The organism is Roseisalinus antarcticus, from assembly GCF_900172355.1.
Lineage (GTDB): Bacteria > Pseudomonadota > Alphaproteobacteria > Rhodobacterales > Rhodobacteraceae > Oceanicola > Oceanicola antarcticus_A.
Genome location: NZ_FWFZ01000001.1, coordinates 383,706 through 409,141 on the forward strand (window position 1 = coordinate 383,706; position 25,436 = coordinate 409,141).

A 25,436-nucleotide genomic window follows, 5' to 3' on the forward strand; every position below is an offset into this window, starting at 1 on the left:
CCATATGTTGGGGCATGACAGGAAACGAATACGGAAACCTCGCCTACCTGGTGCTGCTGTTGGTGGCGGTGGGCGGCTATTTCATCTCGCAGAACCGCCGCAATGTCGGCAAGCTTGCCCGCCAGGCGGCCACCTGGCTGCTGATCTTCGTCGGCGTCGCCGTGGCCGCCGGCATCTGGGGCGACATCCGGCGCGAGATCGGCCCGCAGCAGGCCGTGGTCTCCGAGCGGGTGATCGAGGCGCCGCGCGGCTTTGATGGCCATTATCACCTGACCCTGGGGATCAACGGCACGCCGGTCGATTTCGTGGTCGACACCGGCGCGTCGGAAATGGTGCTGAGCCTGGAGGACGCGAAGCGGGTGGGGATCGAGCCGGGCAGGCTCAGCTTCACCGGCTCGGCTTCCACCGCGAACGGGGTGGTGCGGACGGCGTCGGTGCGGCTCGACACTGTCCGGCTGGGGCCGATCGAGGATCGCGGCGTCCGCGCCCTGGTGAACGAGGGCGAGCTGTTCGGCTCGCTCCTCGGGATGGGCTACCTGCAGCGGTTCGAACGGATCGAGATCACCGACAACAAGCTGATCCTGACCCGCTGATCGCCCGGGGCAGAAAGGGCGTCAGCCCTTGCCCTTGGTCTTGGTCGAGTTCGCCTTGGCGTTCTTTTCCAGGTATTCGATGATCATGCCGGCCACGTCGCGGCCCGTCGCCTCTTCCACACCCTGGAGCCCGGGAGAGGAGTTGACCTCCATCACCACCGCGCCGTGGTTGGCCCGCAGCATGTCGACACCGCAGACCGCCAGCCCCATGGATTTCGCTGCCCGGATCGCGGTCGAGCGTTCCTCGGGCGAGATCTTGATCAGCTCGGCGGACCCGCCCCGGTGCAGGTTGGAACGGAACTCCCCCTCGGCGCCGGTGCGCTTCATCGCCGCGACGACCTTGCCGCCGATGACGATGGCGCGGATGTCGGTGCCGCCGGCCTCCTTGATGAATTCCTGCGCGAGGATGTTCACGTTGGCGCCGCGGAAGGCCTCGATCACAGATTTGGCCGAGCGTTCGGTGTCGGCGAGCACCACGCCGATACCTTGCGTGCCCTCCAGCAGCTTGATGACCACCGGCGCGCCGCCGGCCAGCGCCACGACCTCGCCCGCCTGCTTGGCGTCATGGGCGAAGGCGGTGACCGGCAGGCCGACCCCGTCGCGCGCCAGCAGCTGCATCGAGCGCAGCTTGTCCCGGCTGCGGCCGATGGCGACGCTTTCGTTCAGGGGATAGACCCCCATCATCTCGAACTGCCGCAGCACGGCGAGGCCGTAGAATGTCACCGAGGCGCCGATACGCGGAATGACCGCGTCATAGCCCACCAGCGACTTACCATTGTAATAGATTTCAGGACGTCGCGAGACGATGTTCATGTAGCATTGCAGCGTGTTGATCACATCGACGGTGTGGCCCCGCTGCTCTGCCGCCTCGATCAGGCGCTTGTGGGAATAGAGCGAGGGATTGCGGGCCATCATGGCGATTTTCATGTCGGTGCCTTTGCTGTGGCGACGGGCCATGGGCGCGTCTTGCGGCGCGGTCCGGGCGCCGCGCGGATGAAGTTTCGGGAGGGATGGTCGCATGGGGAGCGGCACGACCACAACCCGCGCCCGTGACAAAGCCGGTCAGCGCTCGGCCTTCTTCTGCCATTTGCCGCTTTCCTGGCTCCAGTACTGGGCGCTGCATCCCGCCCCGGTCAGACGCGACCACTGGCCCCGCGCGACCTGCAGGGCGGCCTCGTCGTCACCATCGAACAGGATACAGGTGCGCGCCAGCGCCTGGACTTCTTCGGCCGAGACCTCCGCCCCGGCCACGGCCATGACGCAGGTGGCGCCGTTGGCCGCGGTCGGCGCCGTGCTCAGCAGAACCGGCTGGTCGGCATCATGGGGGCCGCCGGCCACGCCGTGCGGCAGAAACGACTCCTCGGAGCCGAGCCAGAGCTGCGCGTCGAGCCGGTCCATCATCGCAGGCTCGGTCCCGCGGACCTCGCAGCGCCAGCCTGCCGAAAGGGCCTTTTCCAGCAGCATTGGCAAGGTCCGCTCCAGCGGGTCGCGCGTCAGGTGATAGAAGTAGACCGCCCCCATCAGCGCTCGAAGGTGTCGGCGATCAGACGGTTGAGCGCCATCACCCCCCAGCCGGTCGCGCCCTTGGGCGCCAGCGCACTGTCAGACGACAGCGAGGCCACGCCGGCGATATCGAGGTGGATCCAGGGCGTGCCGTCCTTGACGAAGCGCTTGAGGAACTGGGCGGCGGTGATCGACCCCGCCGGCCGGCCGCCCACGTTCTTCATGTCCGCGATGCGGCTTTTCAGCTGATCATCATAGGCCTGGCCCAGCGGCATCCGCCAGGCCCCCTCGCCCTCGGCCGCCGCGGCCTTGAGGAAGGCGTTGGCCAGCGTGTCGTCATTGGAGAAGACGCCCGCGTTCTCGTGCCCCAGCCCGATGATGATCGCGCCGGTCAGGGTCGCCAGATCGACGATGCCGCTGGGCTTGTAGGTCTCCTGCGCATACCAGAGCACATCTGCCAGCACGAGCCGGCCCTCGGCATCGGTGTTGATGACCTCGATCGTGTCGCCCTTCATGGATTTCACCACGTCGCCGGGGCGGGTGGCATTGCCCGAGGGCATGTTCTCGACCAGCCCGACGAGGCCCACGACATTCGCCTTGGCCTTGCGCAGGGCGAGCGTCCGCATCACCCCCGACACGACCCCGGCGCCGCCCATGTCCATCGTCATGTCCTCCATCCCGGCGGCGGGTTTGAGGGAGATGCCGCCGGTGTCGAAGACGACCCCCTTGCCGACCAGGGCAAAGGGCGGCTCGTCGCCGCCGCCCATCCATTCCATGACCACGACCTTGGAGGGGCTGTCCGAGCCCTGCCCCACGGCCAGGAGCGACCCCATGCCGAGCTCGTCGAGGTCCTCTTCTTCCAGGATCGTGACGTTCAGCCCCAGGTCCTGCATCGCGGCCAGGCGGGCGGCGAAATCCTCGGTGGTCAACACGTTGGCCGGCTCGTTGGTCAGGTCGCGGGTGAAAAACACCCCCTCGGCCAGCGCCGCCGCGGCCGAGGCGTCGCGGGCGATCTCTTCGGGGCGGTTGACCATGATCGTGATCGGCGCGATCTCCGGCGTCTCGCCGGTCTTGTGCGGATCGAAGGAATAGGACCGCAGGACGAGGCCGAAGGCGAGGTCTCCGGCCGACTTGTGCCCGCCCGCCAGCACCAGCAGCGGGTCGGTGCCGCGCCGGGTGGCCAGCGCCGCCCCGGCCTTGCGCGCCTCGGGGCGGGTCGGCTTCTTGTCGAGCTTCAGCACGAGGATGCCGCGGGCATCGATGCCGGTGGGAAAGCCGATCTCGATCACCTCGCCGGAGTTCATCTTGCTGAAAGCCGTGCTCTCGACCGCGCGGGCAATGACCTGCCGCGCCCGGCTGTTCAGCCGGCGGGCGGCCATGTCGAGCTTGCCGTCGGGGTCGGCGACGACGGCGATGCGGCCCGTCCATTTCGCGGCGTCGTCAATGTCGACTTCGGCAAATCTCAGGGGCGCGGGGGCGGTCATGGGCAAGGCTCTCCTCGGGGACTGGGACGGTTCTCGGGTCTCGGCGATAGGTAGCCCGACAAGTCCGCGATGGCCAGATAGCTGTTCAATCGGCCGCGGCTTTGGGCTAGCAGATGTCTCAGTCTGCCAATGGGGGGCCCTTGGGCCGGTTCGACCGATACCTGCTGACGCTGTTGATGACGCTCTTTGGCTTTTTCAGCCTCGTCCTGATCCTGCTGTACTGGATCAACCGCGCCGTAAGCCTCTTTGACGAGCTGATCGGCGATGGACAGAACCTGTCTGTCTTCCTCGAATTCACCGCCCTCTCGCTGCCCGGCATCATCCGCATCGTGCTGCCGATCGCGGCCTTCATCGCGGCGCTCTACGTCACCAACCGGCTTGCCAGCGAGAGCGAGCTGGTGATGGTCCAGGCGACCGGGTTCTCGGCGTTCCGGCTGGCGCGGCCGGTGGCGGTCTTCGGGCTGATCGTCACCCTGCTGACAGGCACGCTGACCCATGTGCTGATCCCGGTCGCCTCGCAGGAGCTGGCCAAGCGCGAACAGGAGGTCGCCCGCAACATCAGTGCGCGGTTTCTGTCCGAGGGCCAGTTCCTGACGCCGGTGGACGGGCTCAGCGTCTATATCCGCGAGATCACCGAGGCGGGAGAGTTGCGCGACATCTTCCTGGCCGACAACCGCGAGGCCGACGCCCAGGTGATCTATACCGCCGCGCGGGCCTATCTGGTGCGCGGGGACAGGGGCACGCAACTGGTCATGGTCAGCGGGCTGGCGCAGACCCTGCGGGTGTCGGACCAGCGGCTTTACACCACCCGGTTCGACGATTTCACCTTCGATATCGGTCGCCTGCTGCCCGCCGACATCACGCCCCGGCTGCGGGCGCGTTACGTGCCAAGCTGGCAATTGCTTCGCCCGACCGAGGCGCTGGCCGAGGCAACGCGCTCCAGCATCCCCAAGCTGCGGGTCGAGCTGCACAGCCGGATGAACCAGGCCACCATGGCGATCGTCGGCGCCCTGCTGGGCTTTTCGGCGCTGATCGTTGGCAGCTTCAGCCGGTTCGGCGTCTGGAAGCAGGTGATCGTCGCGATCCTGCTGGTGGTGCTGGTCAACGGGCTGGATGCCGCCGCGACCCAGATGACGGAAGCCGACCCCGCGCTCTGGCCGGCGGTCTATCTGCCCACGGTGGCGGGGCTGCTGATCTCGGCCGCGCTGCTGACGCTCGCGACCCGGCCGGACTGGTTCCGCCGCAGGCCCGCGGGGGCAGCCGCATGACCCTGGATCGCTATCTCGCCCGGCGGTTCGTGATGTCGTTCCTGACGGTCACCGGCGTGTTCTTCGTCCTGCTCAGCCTCGCCGACCTGATCGAGCAGGCCCGGCAATTCGGCGACGAGGAAACCGCGAGCTTCGGCGACATCGTCAGCCTGACCCTGCTGAACGCGCCCCAGGCGCTTTATGACCTTCTGCCGCTGCTGGTGATCCTGTCGTCGATCGCGCTCTTTCTGGCGCTGTCGCGCTCGTCCGAGCTGGTGGTGGCCCGGGCCGCCGGGCGCTCGGCGCTGCGGTCGTTGCTGGCGCCGATCCTCGTGGTGGCGACCATCGGCGTGCTGGGGCTGGCGTTCCTGAACCCGCTCGTCGCGGCGACCTCCAAGGCCTACGAGCAGCGGGTGACCGCGCTGGAGGATCGCGGCGCCAGCATCGTGGCGGTGGATTCCGGCGGGCTGTGGCTGCGCCAGGGCGGGGTCGAGGGGCAATCGGTGATCCGCGCGGAGCGGTCCAACCTTGACGGCACGCGCCTGTCCGGCGTGACCTTCATCACCTTCTCGCCCGACGGCCACCCCCTGCGCCGAATCGACAGCGACCGGGCAGAGCTGATCGACGGCGCCTGGCGGCTGAACGACGCGAAATCCTGGCCGCTCGGGAATGCCGAGGTGCCCGAGGCCGAGGCGGAGTTCCAGCCGGTCGTCGAGGTGCCCTCGACCCTGACCGCCGACCAGATCCGCGACAGTTTCGGAGAGCCCTCCTCGATCCCGATCTGGGAATTGCCGCGCTTCATCCAGCGGCTGAAGGCGGCGGGATTGTCCGCCCGGCGCCACGAGGTCTATTTCCAGAGCCAGCTGGCCCAGCCCGCCTTCCTGGTGGCGATGCTGCTGATCGGCGCGGGCTTCACCCTGCGCCACAATCGCGGCGGGCGCACGGGCATGTTGGTGCTGACGGCGATCTCGCTCAGCTTCGGGCTCTATTTCATCGCGAATTTCGCCGAGATCCTGGGCGAGAACGACCAGGTCCCGATCCTGCTGGCCGCCTGGGCGCCGCCGCTGGCGGGCATCGCCCTCAGCCTGGGGTTGCTGCTGCACCTGGAGGACGGGTGATGCGGTGGCTTCTGGTCCTGCTGATGCTGCTGCCCGCCGCCGCCCGCGCACAGGGCGCGGCGACGCTGGTGGCCGACCGGGTGCAGGTGACACAGGCGCGGCAGCTGGTGGCCGAGGGCAATGTCGAGGTCTTCTACGACGGCACGCGCCTGTCCGCCGCGCGGGTCACCTATGACGAGGCCACCGACCAGCTTGCCATCGTCGGGCCGATCCTGATCGAGACGCCCGAGGGCGACATCCTGACCGCCGACCGCGCCAGCCTCGATCCGCAGCTCGAGAACGGGCTGTTGCGGGGGGCCCGGCTGGTCCTGCAACGGCAGTTGCAGCTGGCCGCGAACCGGATCGACCGGGTGGAGGGGCGCTACACCCAACTCTACCGGACCGCCGCGACCTCCTGCCGGGTCTGCGGCGACCGCCCGCCCCTGTGGGAGATCCGGGCAGAGCGGGTGATCCACGACGAGGTCGCGCAGCAGCTATACTTCGACAACGCGGTGCTGCGGGTCGGCGGGGTGCCGGTGGCCTGGGTGCCTCGGATGCGGCTGCCCGACCCGTCGGTGTCCCGGGCCGCGGGGCTAATGGTCCCCGAGATCCGCCAGACCGACCGGTTGGGCACCGGCATCCGGCTGCCCTATTTTCTGCCGCTCGGGCCGTCGCGCGACCTGCGGCTGACGCCCTATCTCTCGCCCGAGACCCGGACGCTGGAGCTGATCTATCGCCAGGCCTGGATGCGCGGCGACCTCCGGATCGCCGGCGCCTTCACCGACGACACGCTGCGGCCCAACGGCACGCGCAGCTATGTCTTCGCCGACGTGGCGGTGGCGCTCGCCGGCAACTGGCGGGTGGATGGGCAGCTTCGCAGCGCCTCGGACCGGGCCTACCTGATCGACTACGATTATTCCGACGTGGACCGGCTCGATTCCTTCCTGCGTCTGTCGCGGGTGCGCGAGGACGACAGGCTGTCGTTCGGCGTGACGGTCGTAGAAAGCCTGCGCGAGGGCGACGTCAACGCCGAGCTTCCGACCATCCTGCCACGTCTCTCCTATGAACGGGTGCTGCGCCCGGCCGGGCTGCCGGGTGCTTTGACATTCACGGCGGGGGCGGATGCCGCGCTGCGGCGATCCAACGCCGATGTCGTCGGCCGCGACACCCTGCGGGTGGGCGGCGGGGTCGACTGGACGGCGGGCGGCGTTCTTGCCGGGGGGCTGCTGGCGGAGGTCTCGGCCGGCGTGACGGTCAACGGCTACGCGATCGAGAACGACAGCGCCTTTCCCGCCCATGTCCTGCGCAGCCGAAGCTACGGCCGCGCCGAGCTTCGCTGGCCGTTCAGCCGCCGCGGCACCACCGGCATCGTCCAGGTGATCGAGCCCATCGTCTCGCTGTCCTGGTCCGAGGTGACCGGCGACGCGGTCCCGAACGAGGACAGCCAGGTGGTGGAACTGGACGAGGTGAACCTGCTGGGCCTCACGCGGTTTCCCGGCGACGACGCCCGGGAAACCGGATTTCGCGGCGCTCTCGCACTCAACTACGCGATCCTCGCCCCGGGGGGGCGCGAGGCCAACCTGACCTTCGGGCGGCTGTTTCGCGAGACCCCCGACGCGCGGCTCGCCTCTGGCACCGGGCTTGACGGCACCCATTCCGACTGGCTGCTGACGGCCGGCATAGACCTGCCCTCGGGCTTCAGCTTCGACGCGCGGGGGCTCTTCGACGAAAGCCTCGATTTCTCGCGGGCCGAGGCGCGGCTGGCCTGGCGGAACCGGCGCACGGACCTTGCCGCCACCTATGTGGAGCTTGCCCGCGCCCCCGACGAGGGCCGCCCCGATGCCGCCGCGGAATGGACGCTGGATGCCGCCTACCGGATCACCGACATCTGGTCGGTTTCCGGCGAGGCCCGCTATGACCTGTTGAGCAATGCGCCCCTGCGCGCGGGCCTCGGGGTCGAATACAGCAACGAATGTGTGACGGTGGGGCTTTCTGCCTCGCGCCGGTTCACATCCTCCACTACCCTTGAGCCCGAGACCAACTACGGGCTAAGCATCGCGTTGAACGGGTTTTCCGCAGGGCGCTCCGCCGCCCCGGTTCGCCGTACGTGCCGGAACTGAAGAGGACCAAGGACAGTCATGACGCTCCTCCGCCCCCTTGCCGCCCTGCTGGCGCTGTGCCTTCTGCCCTTCTCGGCGCTGGCCCAGTCGCCCTATTCGCCCGCTATCACCGTCAACGACGACGCGATCAGCTTTTACGAGATCGAGCAGCGCATCCGAATGCTCGAGCTTTTCAACACCCCCGGCGACCTGCCCGCGCTCGCCCGCGAGCAGCTGATCGACGACCGGCTGAAGCTGCAGGAGCTTGCCCGCGCGGGCCTGCGCCTGTCCGACGAGGCGCTGCTGGAGCAGATGGAGGCCTTCGCCGGCCGCGCGAACCTGCCCTACGACCAGTTCATCGGACAGCTTGCCGGGGCCGGGGTGGCCGAGGAGACCTTGCGCGATTTCATCCGCGTCGGGGTCAGCTGGCGCGACTACATCCGCGGCCGCTATCGCTCGCAATCCGCCGTCAGCGAGGCCGAGGTCGACCGCGCGATCAATCGCAGCGCCGGGACCGGCAGCGAGATCGAGGTCCTGTTGAACGAGATCATCATTCCCGCCCCGCCGCAGCAGGCCGCCCAGGCCGAGGCCGTCGCCCGCAACATCTCGCGCATGCGCTCGACCGGCGCGTTCGAGTCGGCCGCACGGGAATATTCCGCCCTGCCCTCGAAGGACCGCGGCGGCCGCGTGGACTGGACCCCGGTCAACAATTATCCCGGGCCGATCGCGGCGCTGCTGCTGGACCTATCGCCCGGCGAAGTGACCCAGCCGCTGCCGATTCCCAACGGCATCGCCCTGTTCCAGCTTCGCGCGGTGCGCGAGGTGCGGACCTCGGTGCCCGCTCCCGCGCTGATCGACTACGCGCTGCTCTACCTTCCCGCCGGCGACCGCACCGAGGCGCGGCGCCTGCGCAGCCGGGTCGATACCTGCGACGACCTTTACGGCATCGCCCGCACCATGCCGCCCGAACAACTGGTCCGCAGCGAGGTCGCGCCCGCCGAAATCCCGCGCGACATCGCCCTGGAACTGGCCAAGCTCGACCCGGGCGAGGTCAGCACGAACCTGGTGCGCGGCGACACGCAGTATTTCCTGATGATGTGCCGCCGGACACCGGCGCTCGAGGGCGGTGTCGACCGAGAGGCCACCGAGGGGTCGCTCCGGTCCCAGCGGCTGTCGGGCTTTGCGGATGTGTTGCTCGCCCAGCTTCGGTCTGCGGCGACGATCCGCAATTTCGAATGACCATTGCCCTGACCTGCGGCGAGCCCGCGGGAATCGGGCCCGACCTCGCCCCGCTGGCTTGGGCCGCCCTGCGCCATGAGTTGCCGTTTCTGTGGATCGGCGACCCGACCCACCTGCCCGAAGGCACCGCCTGGCAGGCCGCGACCCCCGAGACGGCGCCCGGGATCATGCCGCACGCCTTGCCGGTCCTGGTGCGCGATTTCGGCGCTCCGCGCGGTCCGGGCGCCCCGGACCCCGCCCATGCCCGCCACGTGGTCGATGTCATCGCCGAGGCCGTCGCCCTGGTGACGACCGGCCGCTGCGCCGCGCTGTGTACGCTGCCGATCCACAAGCAGGCCCTCATGGATGGCGCGGATTTCGCCTACCCCGGCCATACCGAGTATCTCTCGGCGCTGGCGGGCGGGCCGCGGCCGGTGATGATGTTGGCCTGCGAGGGCCTCCGTGTCGTCCCGGCGACCATCCACATCCCGCTCGCCGATGTGCCCGCCGCGCTGAACCCCGCGCTTCTGACCGACACGATCCTGATCACCCATGCGGCCCTGCGCAGGGATTTCGGGCTCGACCGGCCCCGGCTTGCCGTCGCCGGGCTCAACCCCCATGCGGGCGAGGGCGGCAAGATCGGCCGCGAAGAGATCGAGACCATCATCCCCACCCTCGACGCGCTGCGTGCCGAGGGGCTGGATATCGCCGGGCCGCTCTCGGCAGACACGATGTTTCATGCCGCGGCCCGGGCGCGCTATGACGCGGCGATCTGCTGCTATCACGACCAGGCACTGATCCCGATCAAGACGATCGACTTCGCCGGCGGGGTCAACGTGACCCTGGGCCTGCCCTTCGTGCGGACCTCGCCCGACCACGGCACAGCCTTCGACATCGCCGGGCGCGGACGGGCGGACCCGACCTCGACCCTCGCGGCGCTGCGCATGGCCCGCGACATGGCGATGGCCCGCGGCTGATGGCCGGCATCGACGACCTGCCGCCCCTGCGCGACGTGATCTCGCGTCACGGACTTGCCGCGCGAAAGGCGCTGGGGCAGAACTTCCTGCTCGACCTCAACCTCACATCCCGGATCGCCCGCGCCGCCGGAGACCTCACCGGCACGGATGTGCTGGAAATCGGCCCCGGCCCCGGGGGGCTGACCCGGGGCCTGCTCGCCTCCGGCGCCCGCCACGTGGTCGCCGTCGAAAAGGACGCCCGGTGCCTGCCCGCCCTCGCCGAGATCGCCGCAGCCTATCCCGGCCGGCTGACGGTGCTGGAGGGCGATGCCCTGGCGCTCGACGTCTCGGCCCACCTGACGCCGCCGATCAGGATTGCCGCGAACCTGCCCTACAACATCGGGACAGAGCTTCTGGTGCGCTGGCTGACCCCCCCCGACTGGCCCCCGTTCTGGCAAAGCCTGACGCTGATGTTCCAGCGCGAGGTCGCCCAGCGGATCGTGGCCCGGCCCGGCGACAAGGCCTATGGCCGGCTCGCGATCCTCGCCCAGTGGCGGGCCGAGCCCCGGATCGTTCTGGACCTGCCGCCCGAGGCCTTCACCCCGCCGCCCAAGGTCTCTTCGGCGGTGGTCCATTTCACCGCCCTGCCCGCGCCGCGCTATCCCGCCGATCCCGCCACGCTCAGCCGGGTGGTGGCGATGGCCTTCAACCAGCGCCGCAAGATGCTTCGCGCCAGCCTCCGGGGTCTCGTTCCGGATATCGAGGACCGCCTGCTGGCCTGCGGCATCGCCCCGACCGATCGCGCCGAACAGATCGACCTCGCGCGGTTCTGCGCCCTTGCGCGAAACGTCGCCGCAGAGGCGACCTGACGGATTCCACAACGCAAACGACGCCCGAAACGGGGCGTCGCATGGCTGTTGACTGAAAAAAGAGCGCGCGGAAGCGCTCAATCAGGTCGGGGGCCTATTCGGCCGCCTCCGAAGAGGCGCTCTGGCCGCCGTCGTCCTTGCCCTGGCCGGGGCCCTGCTCGGAAGATCCCTCGCCCTCGGGCGCGGCTTTCGGCTTGCGGGTGCGCGGACGGCGCGGCTTGGGGGCCGGCGGCGCCTCGCTCTTGGCCTCGGGCGTCTCGACGAGCCCGCTGTCCTGCGGCGCGTCCTCCGACCTGTCGGAAGAGCTTCCGCGCCGGCTCTCCTTGCGCGGCTGGTCTTGCCCGCCGCCACCGCTCTCGCCGCGATTGTCGGGCTGCTCCGAGCCGCCCGACTGGTCGCCGCCGCCCTGGTCGCCAGAGGCCTGCTCCTGCGCCTTCAGGCGCTCGGCCCGTTCGCGGTCGCGCTCGGCCTGTCGCTCGCGGTTCTGGCGCTCCTGCTCTTCGCGCTTCTGGTCGACCTCGCGGGTCGCCTCGGCCAGCAGGCGTGTATAATGCTCGGCATGTTGGGCGTAGTTCTCGGCGTTGACCCGGTCGCCCGAAAGCGACGCGTCGCGGTGCAACTGGTTGTACTTGTCGATGATCTGCTGAGGGGTTCCGCGCACCTTGCCATCAGGACCGGAGCTGTCGAAAACCCGGTTGATGATGTTCCCGCCAGAGGGCCTGTTGTTGTTGCGGTTCTTGCTGCCCCGCGAGCGTGACTTCGATGATCTCATTAAAGGTCCGTTCCGCGTGATTGTGACTTTGCCCGACGCGCCCGCACTCTTTGCGGTTTCCAAAAGAACGATCAGGGCGATGTTTTGGCGGCTGATCGGGGGCGGCCCATAGGCCCGCTTCCCGCGATACAGTTGAATAAGCACGGCTCACCGCCGCTTTCAAGTCCATTTTGCCAAAAAGACCGGTAATCTGGCAGCTTTGTCACCCACGGGCCCGCCCCGCGCCCCCCGCGCGGCGCCCGATCACGACCCTGTCGCGCCCGTCGAGATCCTGCACCATGTGCACCTCGTCCAGCCCCGCCTCGAGCATCATCGCCATGACATCGGGCCCCTGCCCCACGCCGGTCTCGACGGCCACGCGTCCGCCGGGCGCCATGTGGCCCCGGACGGCGCCCAGGATCTCGCGATAGGCGTCGAGCCCGTCGCGCCCCGCGGTCAGCGCCAGTTTCGGCTCGTGGTCGCGCACCTCGGGCGCCAGGCCGCGCCAGTCCGCCTCGCGGATATAGGGCGGGTTGGAGACGATCAGGTCGAACCCCGCGAAATCCGGGGCCACGGTCTCGGCCAGGGGCGCGAACCAGGATCCCTTCAGCAGCACCGCGGTCTCTTCCAGGCCGAAGGCGTTGCGGTTCCACCAGGCGACCTCGAACGCAGGGTCGGAAGCCTCGACCCCGATGCCCCAGGTGCTGTCGCGGCCCATGTCGGCCATCTCGGCCAGCAGGGTGAAGAGGATGCAGCCGCTGCCGGTCCCGAGGTCGAGCACATGGTCGAAGGGTTCGGCCAGCGCAACCTCGATCAGCGTTTCGGTCTCGGGCCGCGGGTCGAGCACATCCGCCGTCACGATGAACTCCCGGCCATAGAACAGCCGCCGCCCGGTCAGGTGAGAGACCGGTTCGCGCGCAGCGCGGCGGGCCACCAGCGTCTCATAGGCCGCGTCGGTCGCGTCCGGCAGGGGTTCGGACAGCATCAGCGTCAGCCGTCCGGGGGGCACGTTCATCGCATGAGCCAGCAGCCGGCGCGCGTCGGTCCCGGCCTCGGGAATACCCGCCTCGGCCAGGGCGCGGGTTGCCTCGGCGAGCGCTTCGCGGGCCGGCCTCATCCGTCCATCTCCGCCAATTGCCGCGCCTGGGTCTCGGAAATCAGCGCGTCGATGGTCTCGTCCAGATCCCCCGCGAGGACCTCCGTGAGCTTGTAGAGTGTCAGGCCGATACGGTGATCGGTCATGCGGCCCTGCGGGAAATTGTAGGTCCGGATCCGCTCGGACCGGTCGCCCGAGCCGACCTGCGCCTTGCGCGCGGCCGAGCGCGCGTCGTCGGCCTTCTGCCGTTCCATGTCAAACAGTCGGGTCTTGAGGACCTGCATGGCGATCTCTCGGTTGCGGTGCTGGGATTTCTCCGATGAGGTCACCACCAACCCCGAGGGAATATGGGTGATCCGCACGGCCGAGTCCGTCGTGTTGACGTGCTGACCCCCGGCGCCGCTGGCGCGCATCGTGTCGATCCGCAGGTCCGAGGCCGCGATCTCGATGTCGACGTCTTCGGCCTCGGGCAGCACGGCGACCGTCGCGGCAGAGGTATGGATCCGGCCGCCGCTTTCGGTTTCGGGCACGCGCTGGACGCGGTGCACGCCGGATTCGTATTTCAACCGGGCAAAGACCCCCTCGCCCACGATCCGCGCCGTCACCTCCTTGATCCCGCCAAGCTCGGTGGATTGCTCGGTGAGGATCTCGAACCGCCAGCCCATGCGTTCGGCATAGCGCTGGTACATGCGCAGAAGGTCCCCGGCGAAGAGCGCCGCCTCCTCGCCGCCGGTACCGGGACGGATCTCGATCAGGGCGGGCCGCGCGTCGGCGCTGTCCTTGGGCAGCAGCGCGAGGCGCAGGGCGTCCTCTGCGCCGGGCAGCTCGGCGTCGATCCTGTCCAGCTCGTCATCGGCCAGGCCGCGCATTTCAGGATCGTCCCGCAGGCCCTCGGCCTCGGCCCGGGCGTCCTGCAGGGCCTGCCAGCGGGCGATGATCTCGACCACCGGCTTCAGCTCCGAATATTCCCGCGCGAGCGCGATCATCTCGGGCCCCGGCGCCCCTTCGGACATCTTCGCCTCGAGGAACTGGTAGCGGGCCGTGATCTGGTGAAGCGTGTCTGACGGGATCATGGGAGTGCTGTTTCAGGTCGGCCCGGCCTGGTCAAGCCTGTCGGAGAGCGCGGCGAGCCAGCCCTCGAGCCGCGCCCGGTTGACGCCGAGGTCGTCCGAACCGAAGCGCTGGCGGGCCAGCATCGTCAGCGTGGCCCCGCCGGGGGCGGACCTGGCGGTGACTGTGGTGTAATCGGGAAAGCCCATGATCCGGGTCCGGGTGACATAGCTGATCCGGCCGTCCGCGACGCTGCCCGCAAGCCGGGTTGTCCGTGGCGTGGCCATGGCGACGGCATCGACCGCCGCGAGCACCTCGGCGGGATCGGCGGCCCAGACCGGCGCGGCCTGGTTTCCGCCTTCGGGCGCAACCTTCCAACCGCCGCGCCCCGGCGCACTGGACGCCGACGGGTCGACGTGCCAACGCTCCGGGTCGGACGGGGCGAGCCGGATATAGGCAAGGCCCGCGACGGCCAGCAGGACGAGGACAAAGATGATCGTGCGCATGACGGGTCTCCGGTCTGGTGTCTTTCGGGGATCTAGCGCGGGTGCGCCCTGTGCCAAAGGCCGAGGCAACAGAGTTCCATCGCCACGTGGGCCCCCGCGATGGCAGTGATGCCGGCAGGATCGAAGGGCGGCGAGACCTCGACCACGTCGCCGCCCTTCAGATTGATCCCGGCAAGATCGCGCAGGATGGCCGCCGCCTGCCACGAGGCGAGCCCGCCCCAGACCGGCGTGCCTGTGCCCGGCGCGAAGGCCGGGTCGAGCGCGTCGATATCGAAGGTCAGGTAGCAGGCCGCCCCGCCGACGATCTGCGAGATCGTCGAGGCGGTCCAGTCGGGACCGCGCTCGTGCACGCTGCGCGCGTCGATCTGGTGAAAGCCAAGCACGTCCTCGCAGACCGTGCGGATGCCGACCTGCACCGACCGCGCCGGATCCACGAGGCCGAGCTTGACGGCCTTGTACATGAAGGTGCCATGGTCGATGCGGGCCATGTCGTCGTCCGGCCAGAGGTCGGAATGGGCGTCGAACTGGATCACCGACATCGGGCCGAATTTCGCGGCGAAGGCGCGCAGGATCGGCAGCGTGATGAAGTGGTCGCCGCCCAGGGTGACCGCCGGGATATCATGGGCGATGATGCCGGCGAGATGCGCCTCGATCCGGGCGGGGGTCGCGGCGACATCGGCATAGTCGAAGGCGACGTCGCCATAGTCGACGATGGTGAAATCCATCGGCTGAAATCCCCAGCCCTGGGGCGGGTCGGTGGTCTGCAGGGCGCTGGCCTCGCGGATGGCGCGGGGCCCGAGGCGGGTGCCGGGGCGGTTCGTCACCGCCTGGTCGAAAGCCACACCGGTCACGGCGAGATCGGCATCGGCGAGATCCTTGGTGTAGCGGCGGCGCAGGAACGAGGTGGCGCCGGCGAAGGTGTTCTCGTGCGACGCCCCCCGCGGGTCGTCACGGGTGAAGGCGGTGTCCACCTGGTGATGAGCGTCGGTGAGCGCCATGGGATCCTCCTGTGCGCGATTCGGTGCCGGGTGACCTGCATTGAGTGGGCCGCGGGGCCGGGAAAGAAAAGGGGGCGGCGCGGATTGAGGGCCGGAGCCCCTTCGCCGCCGGGGCCGCGCGGAGCCCTCGGCGGAGCCTCCGGCGGGAGTTTTTCGGCCAAGATGAAGACCTGCCCCCGGCATGTGACGCGTCGCGGTCGTCGTTTTCGGGAATAGGAGCGCCCGGAAGGGCACATTGGGATTGCGGCGCCTTCTCTGGGATGTAGCCTGCGGCCATGGACAGTTCCGATCCCATCCGACGCCCCGGGGGCGGTTTGCCACGGTTGCTGGAGATCATGCGCCGGTTGCGGGATCCCGAGACCGGGTGTCCTTGGGACATCGCGCAGGACTTTGCCAGCATCGCGCCCTACACGATCGAGGAGGCCTATGAGGTGGCCGATGCGATCGAGCGCGAGGCCTGGGACGAGCTTCGTGGCGAGCTGGGGGACCTGCTGTTCCAGTCTGTCTTGCATGCGCAGATGGCCGAAGAGCGCGGGCTTTTCGATTTTCACGACGTGGCCGAGGGCATGGCCGAGAAGATGGTCGCCCGGCACCCCCATGTCTTCGGATCCGAGAGCCGGGATAAATCGGCAGAGCAGCAGACGAAGGACTGGGAGGCGCTCAAGGCCGCCGAGCGGGCCGCGAAACGCCAGCAGCGGACGCTGGATGGCGTGGCCATGGGGCTGCCCGCGTTGATGCGGGCCGTGAAGTTGCAGAAACGGGCCGCGCGGGTCGGCTTCGACTGGCCCGAGACCAGCCAGGTCCTTGACAAGCTGGTGGAGGAGGCCGGCGAACTGGTGGAGGCCCGCGACCGGCTCGGCCCCGACGAGATCGAAGACGAGATGGGCGACATGCTGTTCGTCATCGCCAATCTCGCACGGCATCTCGGTCTGGATCCCGAGGCCGCCCTGCGCCGGACCAATGCGAAATTCACCCGTCGGTTCAACGCCGTGGAGGATGCCCTGGCTGCGGAGGGGCGCACACCGGCGGACAGCACACTGGGCGAGATGGACGCGCTTTGGGACGCGGCGAAGCGGCGGGAAAAGTCCGACTAATGCAGTCGGGTATTGACCTGAGTAAAACACTCAGATTAATAGGCCGCATCGAAACCGCGACATTCGGAGGTCCCATGACCCTTCGCACCCTGTTCCTCGCCAGCGCCGCCGCCTGCACAGCCCTGCCCGCCCTGGCGGAGGTGAACATCTATACCACCCGCCAGCCGGAGCTGATCCAGCCGGTGATGGACGCCTTCACCGAAACCACCGGCATCGAGGTCAACCTGGCTTTCGTGCAGGACGGGATCGTCGAGCGGCTGCGGGCCGAAGGCGCCCGCTCGCCCGCCGACCTGGTGATGACCGTGGACATTGCCAACCTCAGCCAGATCGTCGACGCCGATGTTCTGCAGCCGGTGGACAGCCCCGTCCTGAACGCCGCCGTCCCCGAGGAGCTGCGGTCTGCGGACGGTCTGTGGTTCGCGCTGACGACCCGGGCCCGGATCGTCTATGCCAGCCGGGACCGGGTCGCCGACGGAGAGGTGACCACCTATGAGGATCTGGCCTCGGACGCCTGGGAGGGTCGGGTCTGCACGCGCTCGGGCACCCATGATTACAACCTGGCGCTGACCGCGGCGATGATCGCGCATCACGGCGAGGATTACGCCCGGCAATGGGCCGCCGACCTCAAGGACAACCTGGCCCGCAAGCCACAGGGCAACGACCGGGCCCAGGTCCGGGCGATCTGGGCTGGGGAATGCGACATCTCGCTGGGCAACACCTATTACATGGGCCTGATGCTGAGCGACGAAGAGCAGACGGAATGGGCCAATTCGGTGCGCATCGTGTTCCCGACCTTCGAGGATGGCGGCACCCATGTGAACGTCTCGGGCGTGGGCATGACCGCCGCGGCCCCGCATCGCGACGATGCGCTGGCGTTGATGGAATTCCTCGTCTCGCCTGCCGCGCAGCAGATCTATGCCGAGGCCAACAATGAATACCCGGTGCTGCCGGGGGCCGAGGTGTCGGATCTGGTGGCCTCCTGGGGCACCTTCACCGCCGACGACACCGACCTGACCGAGCTTGCCGGATACAGGTCTCAGGCCTTGCGGCTGATGGAAGAGGTCGATTTCGACGGATGACCCCCGGCGCCCGGCGGGGGCCCTCGCCCCTGCCGGGCCCATGCCACGGGGCCCGCCGCCCTTGGCCGGCGCAAGGGGCGCCGGGGCCCTGCGGGAATCCCGCGACGGCGGCCGCGGTGCCCCGCCGCAGAGGTCCGGATACCATTTTGCGGTTGCTCAGAGCGGCCACCTTGCATAGCACCCCTCCGGATACGGCCCGCGTGGCGAACCGCCCGGGCCAGGCGATGCGGGACAATTGTGTTGGACATACGTGTTTCAGTGGTCTTGCCGGCCCGAAACGAGGCCGCGTGCATGGGAGATCTCTTGGACGAGATCCTCACCAGTTGCACTGAACTGCCGCTGGTCGAGGTCATCGTGGTCGACGACGGCTCGACCGACGGCACCGGCGACATCGTGCGCAAGGTCGCCGAGCGTGACAGCCGGGTCCTGGCCCTGCGCCACGACCGGTCGGCGGGCCAGAGCGCGGCGGTCCATTCCGGTGTGCTGCACGCCACCGGGACGCTGATCTGCACGCTGGACGGCGATGGACAGAACCCGCCCGCCGAGATCCCGGCCCTCGTCGCGCGCCTCCGCGCCGAGCTGGACAGCGGCACCGGCCTGGTGGCCGGCCAGCGGGTGGCGCGGCGCGACGGGCTTTCCAAGCGCTGGGCCTCACGCATCGCGAACGGCATCCGGTCCCGGGTCCTGCGCGACGGCACCCGCGACACCGGTTGCGGGCTCAAGGCATTTCGCCGCGACGCCTTTCTGGCCCTGCCTTATTTCGACCATATGCACCGCTATCTTCCCGCGCTTTTCCGGCGCGACGGATGGCAGATCGCGCTCGTCGACGTTTCGCACCGCGAGCGTCGGGGAGGCAGGTCGAACTATTCCAACCTGCAGCGCGGTCTGGTCGGCGCGGTCGACCTGCTGGGCGTCGCCTGGCTGATCCGGCGCCGCAAGAAGGCGCGGCCCGCGGCCCGTTCCCTGACCTAGAGGTGCCCGCCCGTGCATGACGCGATTCTCGATTTCCTGAACGTGGACAGCGACGTGGAGCTGTGGTGGGTGCTCTTTGGCCTCGCCGGGCAGCTGGCCTTCACCGCGCGGTTCCTCGTCCAGTGGATCGCCTCGGAAAAGGTCGGCCGGTCGGTGATCCCGCTGGCCTTCTGGTATTGCTCGCTGGTGGGCGGCGCGGTGCTCTTTGCCTACGCGCTCTATCGCGGCGATCCGGTCTTCGTGCTGGGGCAATCGCTGGGGCTGTTCATCTACAGCCGCAACCTCTGGCTGATCCGGCGCGAGCGGCGGGCGCAATGACCGCGCGGCTGTGGACCCTCGCGGTGCGCTTCGGGCCGTGGCTGGTGGCGGTCCTGATCCTGGCGCAGGTGCTGCCGGCGCTGGACGCCCGCGACCTGTGGTATTCCGACGAGGTGCGCTATGCCGAGGCCTATTCCAACCTGATCGGCCAGGGCAAATGGGCGGTGCTCGAGCTCAACGGCGCCGTCTATCCCGACAAGCCGCCGGTCTATTTCCTGCTTCTCGCGGCGATCCATTTCCTGACCGGGCTGGAGGTGACGCAGACGCTGTTCCTGGGCAGCGCGGTCTCCGCGATCCTGCTGGCCGGCGCCATGGCCCGGCTGGGCGCGGTCGTGGGCCTGACCGCCGAGGAACGTCTGGCCGGCCTGCTGACCTGGATCGGCGGGCTGGGGGTGATGCTGCTGCTGCACTACGTGCGGATGGACCTGCTGTTCGTGGCCTTCATGCTGCTTGGGCAGGCGTTTCTGCATGACCACGTGATCAACCGCAAACCGGCCGGGGCGGCGCTGGCGGGCTTTGCCTGCCTCGGGCTCGCGGTGCTGACCAAGGGCCCGCTGGGCGCGGCCATCCCGCTGGTGGCGCTGGTCGCCACCGCCCTCTGGGCCGGCGAGGGGCGGCGGCTGGCAAGCGGGGCCATGGCGCTGGGGGTGCTCGTGATGCTGGCGGTGCTCGGCCTGTGGGTCGCGGCGGTGATCGGGGTCGAGGGCTGGGCCTTCTTCGCCGAGCAGATCATCGGCCAGCAGGTCGTGGCCCGGGCCGTTGACACCTTTCACCATTCCGAGCCGGTCTATTACTACATCGTCGTGCTGCCGTTCCTGATCCTGCCGTGGACCGGGTTCGCGACCGCCCTGCCGCTTCGGCAGGCCCTGTCGCAGCGGCGCCGGTTGGCAGACCGGCGCCGGGCGCGGCACCCGGTCGACATGCTGGGCCTCGGCGCGCTGGCCGGGTTCGTCCTGCTCTCATCGCTCGACGGCAAGGTCGGCGTCTATCTTCTGCCGGTCCTGTGCCTGCTGCACATGGTGCTGGGGGCCGCGCTGATGCAGTCCAGCCTGCGCTCCGGGCGTGTCGCAAGCGCCCTGCTGGCCGCCCTGCTGGCGGTCGCGCTCGCGGTCTTCGGCACGCCCTATGCCGCCGAAGCGGGGGCGACCTGGGCGACGATCCTGGGGACGCTGTTGCTGCTGGCGATGGCCGCGACGCTTGTCGTGCCCGCGACACCGGGGCCGCGCGTCTTGGCGCTTGGCGGCATCGGCACACTGCTGGGGCTGGTGCTGGCCACGGGGCTGCTGCCGATCCTGAGCGGCTACGCCTCGCCCCGCCCGCTGGCCGAGCGGCTGATGGCGGAGGCCGCGCAGGGTGCTGCGCCGATGACCTATCGCACCTATTCCGGCGTCTTCACCTATTACGCCGGCCGGGACCTGCCGGAATATGCCGACGCGGACAGCTTGTTGCAGGCGATCACGGCGCCCGGCCCCGCGGTCATCGTGACCCCGCGCAAGCACTGGGAGGGGCTCGCGCTCGACGGGTTCGACGTGCTGGAAGAGCGCGGCATCCTCGGCGGCCGCGGCGATTACCTGATCGTGCGCGAGCGGCCCTGACCGCCCCCTACATCAGGTCCGGCAGGTCGCATTCCATCGACCACGACAACCGGCAGCACAGCGCCCGCGCCGCGGGGCCGTAGGGCCCGCCGTAGCAGGCCGCCCCCCGGTCCGCATCGGGGCCGAGCGGCGTGAACGCCACCCCCTGCGCCCCGGCCGCCTGGCGGCTGATGCCGGACAGATGATCGAGCGTCGCCCGCAGGCGCGACGGTGTCATCGGCTCCGGCGAGAGGTGCACGTTGCGCAGGGGCAGCGCCTCCAGCGCCGACAGGCGCGGGCCGTCCGGGGTCATGTGGAAATAGGCCTTGCCGAACAGCCCATAATCCTGCCCTACCGGCAGCCCGTCACGGACGGCCCCGCCGACGAACAACAGGTTGCCGAGCGAATAGAAGATCGCCCGGCCCGCCTCGGGCTCGGCCTCGACCGCGCGGACGATATGGGGGTGATGGCCGATCACGAGGTTCACCCCGGCCTCTTCGATGGCGCGGCGGTATTGGTCGCGCTGGCCGTAGTTCAGCGCGATCTGATTCTCGGTGCCATAATGGATCGACAGGATCTTGAGGTCGGCCTCGGTGTCGCGCAGGCCCTTGAGCACCGCCTCCCAATGCGCGTCGTTGCCCCAGATCGCCATGCCCGGCCGCTCGCCCCCCGCCCCGTAGGCCTGCGCCCCGATGCCGATGGCCGAGAACGCCACGCGGATGCCGCCGAGGTCGGTGACCTGCGGGGCGAAGGCCTCGCTGCCCCGGCCGATCCCGGCGAACAGAAGCGGGCGGTCCGGGCGGTCCTCGCCCTCGAAGAAGGCCAGGGTGTCCGACAGGCCCTGCCAGCCATGGTCATAGGCATGGTTGTTGGCGAGCGAGAAGGCATTGACCCCCAGCGCCATCAGGTGGCGAAAGCTCTCGGGGTGCGAGCGGAACACGAAGGTCTTGCCCAGCCGCGAGCCGTCGCGGGTGGAGACGACGGTTTCCACGTTCACGAAGTTGATGTCGCCGGTGAACTCGCCACCCAGAAAATCGGTGGTATGGCCAAGGCTGTAGGTCGCCCCCTTGGTCACGCGGTCCGCGCTGGGGGTCGCGCGCGACTGCGCGAAATTGACGTCGCCGCCGAAGGTCACGACGATCTCCTGCGCCTGGGCGGGCAGCGCGGCGAACCACGACAGCGCAAGCAGCAGCAGCGCCCTCATTGCAGCCCCACCGCGAGGGCCGAGGTCGTGCCCGACGCCTGGGCGCCGGTGCACGCGAGGCGCGGCATCAGCGCGTATCCCGGCACCCGCCCCTCGATCAGGTTGTGCGAGGCCGCGGCCGCCTGCATGATCCCGCTGGAATCGGCGATCACCAGCTGCCGCCCCTGAGCCGTGCGGGCCATGCGAATGGCCAGCCAGCCCGCGCTGGCCACGGCGACGCGGCTGCGTAGGGCGGGGCCCATGTCGGCGCCGGGCCGGCTGCGGCACAGCTCCAGCCAGGCCAGCATCCCGGTCTGCCGGTCGAGCCCGGTCTGTCCCGAGACGAAATTGCCGGTGGAATAGATCACCGGCACGTTCATTCCCCGACCCGGCAGGATCTCCCAGTTCTGGACCACGTGCGGGTGGGTGCCGATCACCGCCGTCGCCCCGGCGGCGACAAGGGCCCGGGCAAGCCCGCGTTCGGCCGAGGCCGCGCGGGCCTGATACTCGTTCCCCCAATGGGGCAGCACGAAGACCGCCGCGACCTCGCTGCGCGCCGCATGGGCCGAGACCAGCGCGAGCAGCGCCTCGCGCTGATTGTAGCAATGCAGCACCTGCCCCTGGCGGTCGGGGATCCCGTTTGTCGAATAGGTGCAGGCGATCCAGACGATCCGGCCGAGCCGGCTGCCGGTCTGGAGGGCGAACTGGCGCGGGGCGCCGCCGGCCACGGTGCCGACGAAGGGCATCCCCGCCGCGCTGAGTTGCGCCACCGTGGCATCCGCCCCGGCCGAGGATCGGTCCAGCGCGTGGTTGTTGGCCGTGGTGACCATGTCGACCCCGGCGGCGCGCAGCTCGGGGATGACCGTCGGGTGGTAATTGAACATCGGGTAGGAGGTATAGACCGACCCGTCGAACACCCGCCCCGGATCCCGGCCCTGGCGCCCTCCCGAGCGCAGGCCGGGGGCCACCGGGCCCTCGAGGTTGGCGATCGCGAAATCGGCGGCCTGCAGGAACGGAATGGCCGCGCCCCAGATCGTATGAAACCCCGTGGCATAGCCCTGCCGCTGCAACGGCGAGTGCAGCAGCACATCGCCCACGATCGCGAGCGTGTAACGGCCGCCGTCCGCGCAGGCGTTCAACGCCGGCGGCTGGGCCTGGAACACGGGACGGCAGCCGGCGTATTGCGCCTGCGCGGTCTGGCCCGTCAGCACCAGGGCCAGGGCGAGGATCAGACACCGAAGCGCCACGACAGCCCTAGACATCGTCCCGGAAGAACACGAAGAGCGCGGTATAGCCCATCTTCGTCAGCACGGCGCCGCTGTCGTCGGTCAGCAGCGATCCGTCGCGGGTGTAGCCCCTGCGGACGCTCATCTCGTTGCTGACCTCGGAGGTGAAATAGCGCGGCACCTCGCCCCAGAGAGGGCTGTCCTCGCGCCGGGCCCCGCCGGGATGGAACAGCGCGTGCACCGCGTCCATGTTCGACTGGGTCACACGCACGCAGCCATGCGACGCGGGCCGCCCCAGTGCGCTGTAGCGGCCCGAGGTGGTGCCATGCATCGCCACCCCCGACATCCGCCCGGAATTGTAGTGCAGGTCGATATACATCGCCTTGTACATCCCCGGGCTGCCCCAGCCGGAGCGATAGCGCCCCGAGCGCTCGTCGATGTTGAAGATCCCCGAGGGTGTTGGACCCGCGCGGCTGTTGCCCGCGTGAAGCGCCCCGCTGGACACCGGGAAGGAATAGCCGCCCTGGACGTCTCGGCGCTGCCAATAGGCGTCGTCCCGCAGCCCCAGGTCCCAGGACGCGCCCTGCCGCTCCAGCAGCCAGAGCTTCTGCCGGCTATCGCCGTAGAACGAGGTGTTGACGTAGATCGCGTGGCTATAGGCCTCGTGCAGGGCCGAGGGCGCGATGAAGGCCTGGCTTTCGTGCAGGGCACCGGGCTCGGCCAGCCCCTCGAGGTAGTCGATGCCATAGGGCGCGGGCTGGCTTGCCAGCGCGGGCGCGGCAAGCGCGGACAGGCTTGTCGCCAGAAAATGGCGGCGGTTCAGGGTCATGGCAGCGGTTCCCTCGGTTTGCGACTATCCTCCCAGGCCGGTCAGGCCATGCAGCGCGTCGCGCAACATGCGAAAGAGATCGGGCGCTCCCCAGCTTGCCCGTGCCTCCTCCAGCCCGACGACGCCGGTCAATACAACATCATCAATGGGGCCAGCGTTGGGCATGGCAAACATCAAGTCAAGAAATTGTTCGCCCGAGAATATCCAGATGACGAAGAGGCTTAGCCAGAGTGTCATCAGGAATACGGTGTATGCGGACATGGCGACGCCCCTAGAACTGGAAATAGATGAACGGGGCGGTGCCATCCTGTGCAAGCGCAAAGCACAGCAGCGTGCCCGCCGCCAGCAGCAGTGCCTGCCCCGCGGCGGGGATCGCCGCGACCCCGCGTTCGGTCCGGTCGCGCCAGGCCAGCGGCAGCCAGTTCATGGCAAGCCCGAGCGCGATCAGCGTCCAGATCTGCGGCGACAGCGCCACCGGCGCGGCCCCTTGGGCCCGGGTGAGGGCGGCGACGACCGCCCCCGCGGTCTCGATCGTGCCGGCGCGGAACGGGATCCAGAGCGCCAGCACGAACAGGAGCGTCGCCGGCATCGCCAGAAGCCGCAACGGGCGCACGGCACGCAGGCTCCGGACCAGCCGGTCGACCACCAGCCCCACCCCGTGAAGCGCCCCCCAGATCAGGAACGGCCAGCCCGCCCCGTGCCAGAACCCCGCAAGCGTCATCGTCGTCATGACCACCGCGATCCGCCGCAGCGGCCCGCCGCGATTGCCGCCCAGCGGGATATAGAGGTAATCGCGGATCCAGGACGACAGCGAGATATGCCAGCGCCGCCAGAAATCCGACAGGCCAACGGCGCGGTAGGGCTGGTTGAAATTGCGGTTGAAGCGATAGCCCAGCAACAGCGCGATCCCGATGGCAATGTCAGAATAGCCCGAAAAGTCGCAATAGATCTGGATGCCGTAGCCCAGCACCGCCACCGCGGCCTCCAGCTGCCCCTGGCCCTGCGGGAAGGCAAAGACCGGGTCCACCAGCAGCACCGAGAGGTAATTGGCCACCACCATCTTCTTGAAGAGCCCCGACAGGATCAGCACCACGGCGCCGGCGCGCATCGCGGCATCGACCGGATACGGCCGGTCGATCTGCGGCAGAAAGTCCTTCGCCCGCACGATCGGCCCCGCCACAAGCTGCGGAAAGAACGAGATATAGAGCGCCACGTCGAACGGGTTCCGGCGCGGGGGCACGTCCCCGCGAGAGGCGTCCATCACGTAGGAAATCGCCTGGAACGTGTAGAACGAGATCCCCACCGGCAGCACGATCCGCATCCACCCGAGGTCGCGGGCCAGCGCCGTGCCGTCCAGCAGCTGCTGCAGGCTCAGCAGGAAGAAGCCGAAATACTTGAACACCGCCAGCACCCCGAGCAGCAGCGTGATCGAAAGCGCCCTGGCCAGCCGCCCGCGGTCCGGATGCCGCGCAGCCCCGCCGCCAATCCAGGCCACCAGCGACACCCCCGCCATCAGCAGGCAGAAGCGCCAGTCCCAGGCCGCGTAGAAGACATAGGACGCGGCGATCAGAAAGGCCTTGCGGCCGCCCTGCCGCCAGCCGCCCTCGGCGCGGTCCGCGGGCGGCATGAGGGCCGTGTTGACCGCCAGCACGACGGCAAAGAACAGGATGAACTGGAGTGTGGGAAAGACCATT

General features: G+C 69.2%; 25 protein-coding genes. 12 read left to right on the forward strand and 13 right to left on the reverse strand.

Annotated elements, in window-relative coordinates:
* Positions 1-14: 14 nt before the first annotated feature.
* A complete protein-coding gene (locus ROA7023_RS01815; RefSeq protein WP_085877278.1) occupies positions 15-593 on the forward strand; it encodes a retropepsin-like aspartic protease family protein in 579 nt (192 codons plus the stop codon).
* 21 nt (positions 594-614) lie between these two features.
* Here the strand turns inward: ROA7023_RS01815 and rimK are convergent, their stop codons facing one another.
* The 3 genes from rimK to ROA7023_RS01830 all read right to left on the reverse strand — a co-directional run bounded on the left by rimK (position 615) and on the right by ROA7023_RS01830 (position 3,580).
* Positions 615-1,520, reverse strand: coding sequence for a 30S ribosomal protein S6--L-glutamate ligase (gene rimK, locus ROA7023_RS01820; protein ID WP_085877438.1), 906 nt, complete (start codon positions 1,518-1,520; stop codon positions 615-617).
* Positions 1,521-1,655: 135 nt separating this feature from the next.
* Positions 1,656-2,114, reverse strand: coding sequence for a DNA polymerase III subunit chi (locus ROA7023_RS01825; protein ID WP_085877279.1), 459 nt, complete (start codon positions 2,112-2,114; stop codon positions 1,656-1,658).
* Positions 2,114-3,580, reverse strand: a complete 1,467-nt coding sequence (locus tag ROA7023_RS01830; protein ID WP_085877280.1) for a leucyl aminopeptidase — start codon at positions 3,578-3,580, stop codon at positions 2,114-2,116. Before ROA7023_RS01830 ends, ROA7023_RS01825 begins: the two co-directional genes overlap by 1 nt.
* A 140-nt stretch (positions 3,581-3,720) precedes the next feature.
* On the opposite strand from ROA7023_RS01830, the gene lptF reads away from it, so the two are divergent.
* From lptF to rsmA, 6 genes are read left to right on the forward strand one after another with little or no spacing between them, the layout of a single operon-like run.
* Positions 3,721-4,848 (forward strand): LPS export ABC transporter permease LptF, encoded by a 1,128-nt coding sequence (lptF, locus tag ROA7023_RS01835; RefSeq protein WP_234991972.1) that lies wholly within the window; start codon positions 3,721-3,723, stop codon positions 4,846-4,848.
* The gene (lptG, locus tag ROA7023_RS01840; RefSeq protein ID WP_085877282.1) at positions 4,845-5,945 is read left to right on the forward strand and encodes an LPS export ABC transporter permease LptG; all 1,101 of its coding nucleotides are present in this window, start codon (positions 4,845-4,847) and stop codon (positions 5,943-5,945) included. The genes lptF and lptG overlap by 4 nt, the downstream gene beginning before the upstream one ends.
* On the forward strand, positions 5,945-8,044 hold the full coding sequence (locus ROA7023_RS01845) for an LPS-assembly protein LptD (RefSeq protein ID WP_085877283.1): 2,100 nt from the start codon (positions 5,945-5,947) through the stop codon (positions 8,042-8,044). The genes lptG and ROA7023_RS01845 overlap by 1 nt, the downstream gene beginning before the upstream one ends.
* Before the next feature lie 18 nt (positions 8,045-8,062).
* Entirely contained in the window at positions 8,063-9,262 is a 1,200-nt protein-coding gene (locus ROA7023_RS01850) for a peptidylprolyl isomerase (protein ID WP_085877284.1), read from the forward strand.
* Positions 9,259-10,218, forward strand: a complete 960-nt coding sequence (pdxA, locus tag ROA7023_RS01855; RefSeq protein WP_085877285.1) for a 4-hydroxythreonine-4-phosphate dehydrogenase PdxA — start codon at positions 9,259-9,261, stop codon at positions 10,216-10,218. The genes ROA7023_RS01850 and pdxA overlap by 4 nt, the downstream gene beginning before the upstream one ends.
* Positions 10,218-11,066, forward strand: a complete 849-nt coding sequence (gene rsmA, locus ROA7023_RS01860; RefSeq protein WP_085877286.1) for a 16S rRNA (adenine(1518)-N(6)/adenine(1519)-N(6))-dimethyltransferase RsmA — start codon at positions 10,218-10,220, stop codon at positions 11,064-11,066. The genes pdxA and rsmA overlap by 1 nt, the downstream gene beginning before the upstream one ends.
* 94 nt (positions 11,067-11,160) lie before the next feature.
* On the opposite strand, the gene ROA7023_RS01865 is transcribed toward rsmA, so the two are convergent.
* The 5 genes from ROA7023_RS01865 to speB all read right to left on the reverse strand — a co-directional run bounded on the left by ROA7023_RS01865 (position 11,161) and on the right by speB (position 15,467).
* Positions 11,161-11,838, reverse strand: a complete 678-nt coding sequence (locus ROA7023_RS01865; RefSeq protein ID WP_085877287.1) for a DUF4167 domain-containing protein — start codon at positions 11,836-11,838, stop codon at positions 11,161-11,163.
* A 202-nt stretch (positions 11,839-12,040) separates the two neighbouring features.
* Positions 12,041-12,934: a peptide chain release factor N(5)-glutamine methyltransferase gene (gene prmC / locus ROA7023_RS01870; RefSeq protein WP_085877288.1), complete on the reverse strand. Its 894-nt coding sequence runs from the start codon at positions 12,932-12,934 to the stop codon at positions 12,041-12,043.
* On the reverse strand, positions 12,931-13,986 hold the full coding sequence (gene prfA, locus ROA7023_RS01875) for a peptide chain release factor 1 (protein WP_085877289.1): 1,056 nt from the start codon (positions 13,984-13,986) through the stop codon (positions 12,931-12,933). Before prfA ends, prmC begins: the two co-directional genes overlap by 4 nt.
* A 12-nt stretch (positions 13,987-13,998) precedes the next feature.
* Positions 13,999-14,469, reverse strand: coding sequence for a DUF1499 domain-containing protein (locus tag ROA7023_RS01880; protein WP_085877290.1), 471 nt, complete (start codon positions 14,467-14,469; stop codon positions 13,999-14,001).
* 32 nt (positions 14,470-14,501) lie between these two features.
* Positions 14,502-15,467: an agmatinase gene (gene speB, locus ROA7023_RS01885; RefSeq protein WP_085877291.1), complete on the reverse strand. Its 966-nt coding sequence runs from the start codon at positions 15,465-15,467 to the stop codon at positions 14,502-14,504.
* A 275-nt stretch (positions 15,468-15,742) separates the two neighbouring features.
* Between speB and mazG the strand changes: the two genes are divergently transcribed.
* The 5 genes from mazG (at position 15,743) to ROA7023_RS01910 (ending at position 20,525) form a co-directional block, all read left to right on the forward strand.
* Entirely contained in the window at positions 15,743-16,561 is an 819-nt protein-coding gene (gene mazG / locus ROA7023_RS01890; RefSeq protein ID WP_085877292.1) for a nucleoside triphosphate pyrophosphohydrolase, read from the forward strand.
* Between the two features lie 74 nt (positions 16,562-16,635).
* Positions 16,636-17,640 (forward strand): Fe(3+) ABC transporter substrate-binding protein, encoded by a 1,005-nt coding sequence (locus ROA7023_RS01895; RefSeq protein ID WP_085877293.1) that lies wholly within the window; start codon positions 16,636-16,638, stop codon positions 17,638-17,640.
* 258 nt (positions 17,641-17,898) lie between these two features.
* Entirely contained in the window at positions 17,899-18,612 is a 714-nt protein-coding gene (locus tag ROA7023_RS01900) for a glycosyltransferase family 2 protein (RefSeq protein ID WP_306372470.1), read from the forward strand.
* 12 nt (positions 18,613-18,624) lie between these two features.
* A complete protein-coding gene (locus ROA7023_RS01905; RefSeq protein WP_085877295.1) occupies positions 18,625-18,930 on the forward strand; it encodes a lipid-A-disaccharide synthase N-terminal domain-containing protein in 306 nt (101 codons plus the stop codon).
* The gene (locus tag ROA7023_RS01910; RefSeq protein WP_085877296.1) at positions 18,927-20,525 is read left to right on the forward strand and encodes an ArnT family glycosyltransferase; all 1,599 of its coding nucleotides are present in this window, start codon (positions 18,927-18,929) and stop codon (positions 20,523-20,525) included. Before ROA7023_RS01905 ends, ROA7023_RS01910 begins: the two co-directional genes overlap by 4 nt.
* A 7-nt stretch (positions 20,526-20,532) precedes the next feature.
* On the opposite strand, the gene ROA7023_RS01915 is transcribed toward ROA7023_RS01910, so the two are convergent.
* From ROA7023_RS01915 to ROA7023_RS01935, 5 genes are read right to left on the reverse strand one after another with little or no spacing between them, the layout of a single operon-like run.
* The gene (locus ROA7023_RS01915) at positions 20,533-21,708 is read right to left on the reverse strand and encodes a CapA family protein (protein ID WP_085877297.1); all 1,176 of its coding nucleotides are present in this window, start codon (positions 21,706-21,708) and stop codon (positions 20,533-20,535) included.
* Entirely contained in the window at positions 21,705-22,934 is a 1,230-nt protein-coding gene (locus ROA7023_RS01920) for a CapA family protein (protein WP_159458422.1), read from the reverse strand. The genes ROA7023_RS01915 and ROA7023_RS01920 overlap by 4 nt, the downstream gene beginning before the upstream one ends.
* A 7-nt stretch (positions 22,935-22,941) precedes the next feature.
* Entirely contained in the window at positions 22,942-23,742 is an 801-nt protein-coding gene (locus ROA7023_RS01925; protein ID WP_085877299.1) for a L,D-transpeptidase, read from the reverse strand.
* A 24-nt stretch (positions 23,743-23,766) separates the two neighbouring features.
* Entirely contained in the window at positions 23,767-24,003 is a 237-nt protein-coding gene (locus ROA7023_RS01930; protein ID WP_085877300.1) for a hypothetical protein, read from the reverse strand.
* Between the two features lie 10 nt (positions 24,004-24,013).
* Positions 24,014-25,435 (reverse strand): MBOAT family O-acyltransferase, encoded by a 1,422-nt coding sequence (locus ROA7023_RS01935; protein ID WP_085877301.1) that lies wholly within the window; start codon positions 25,433-25,435, stop codon positions 24,014-24,016.
* Between the last annotated feature and the right edge of the window lies 1 nt (position 25,436).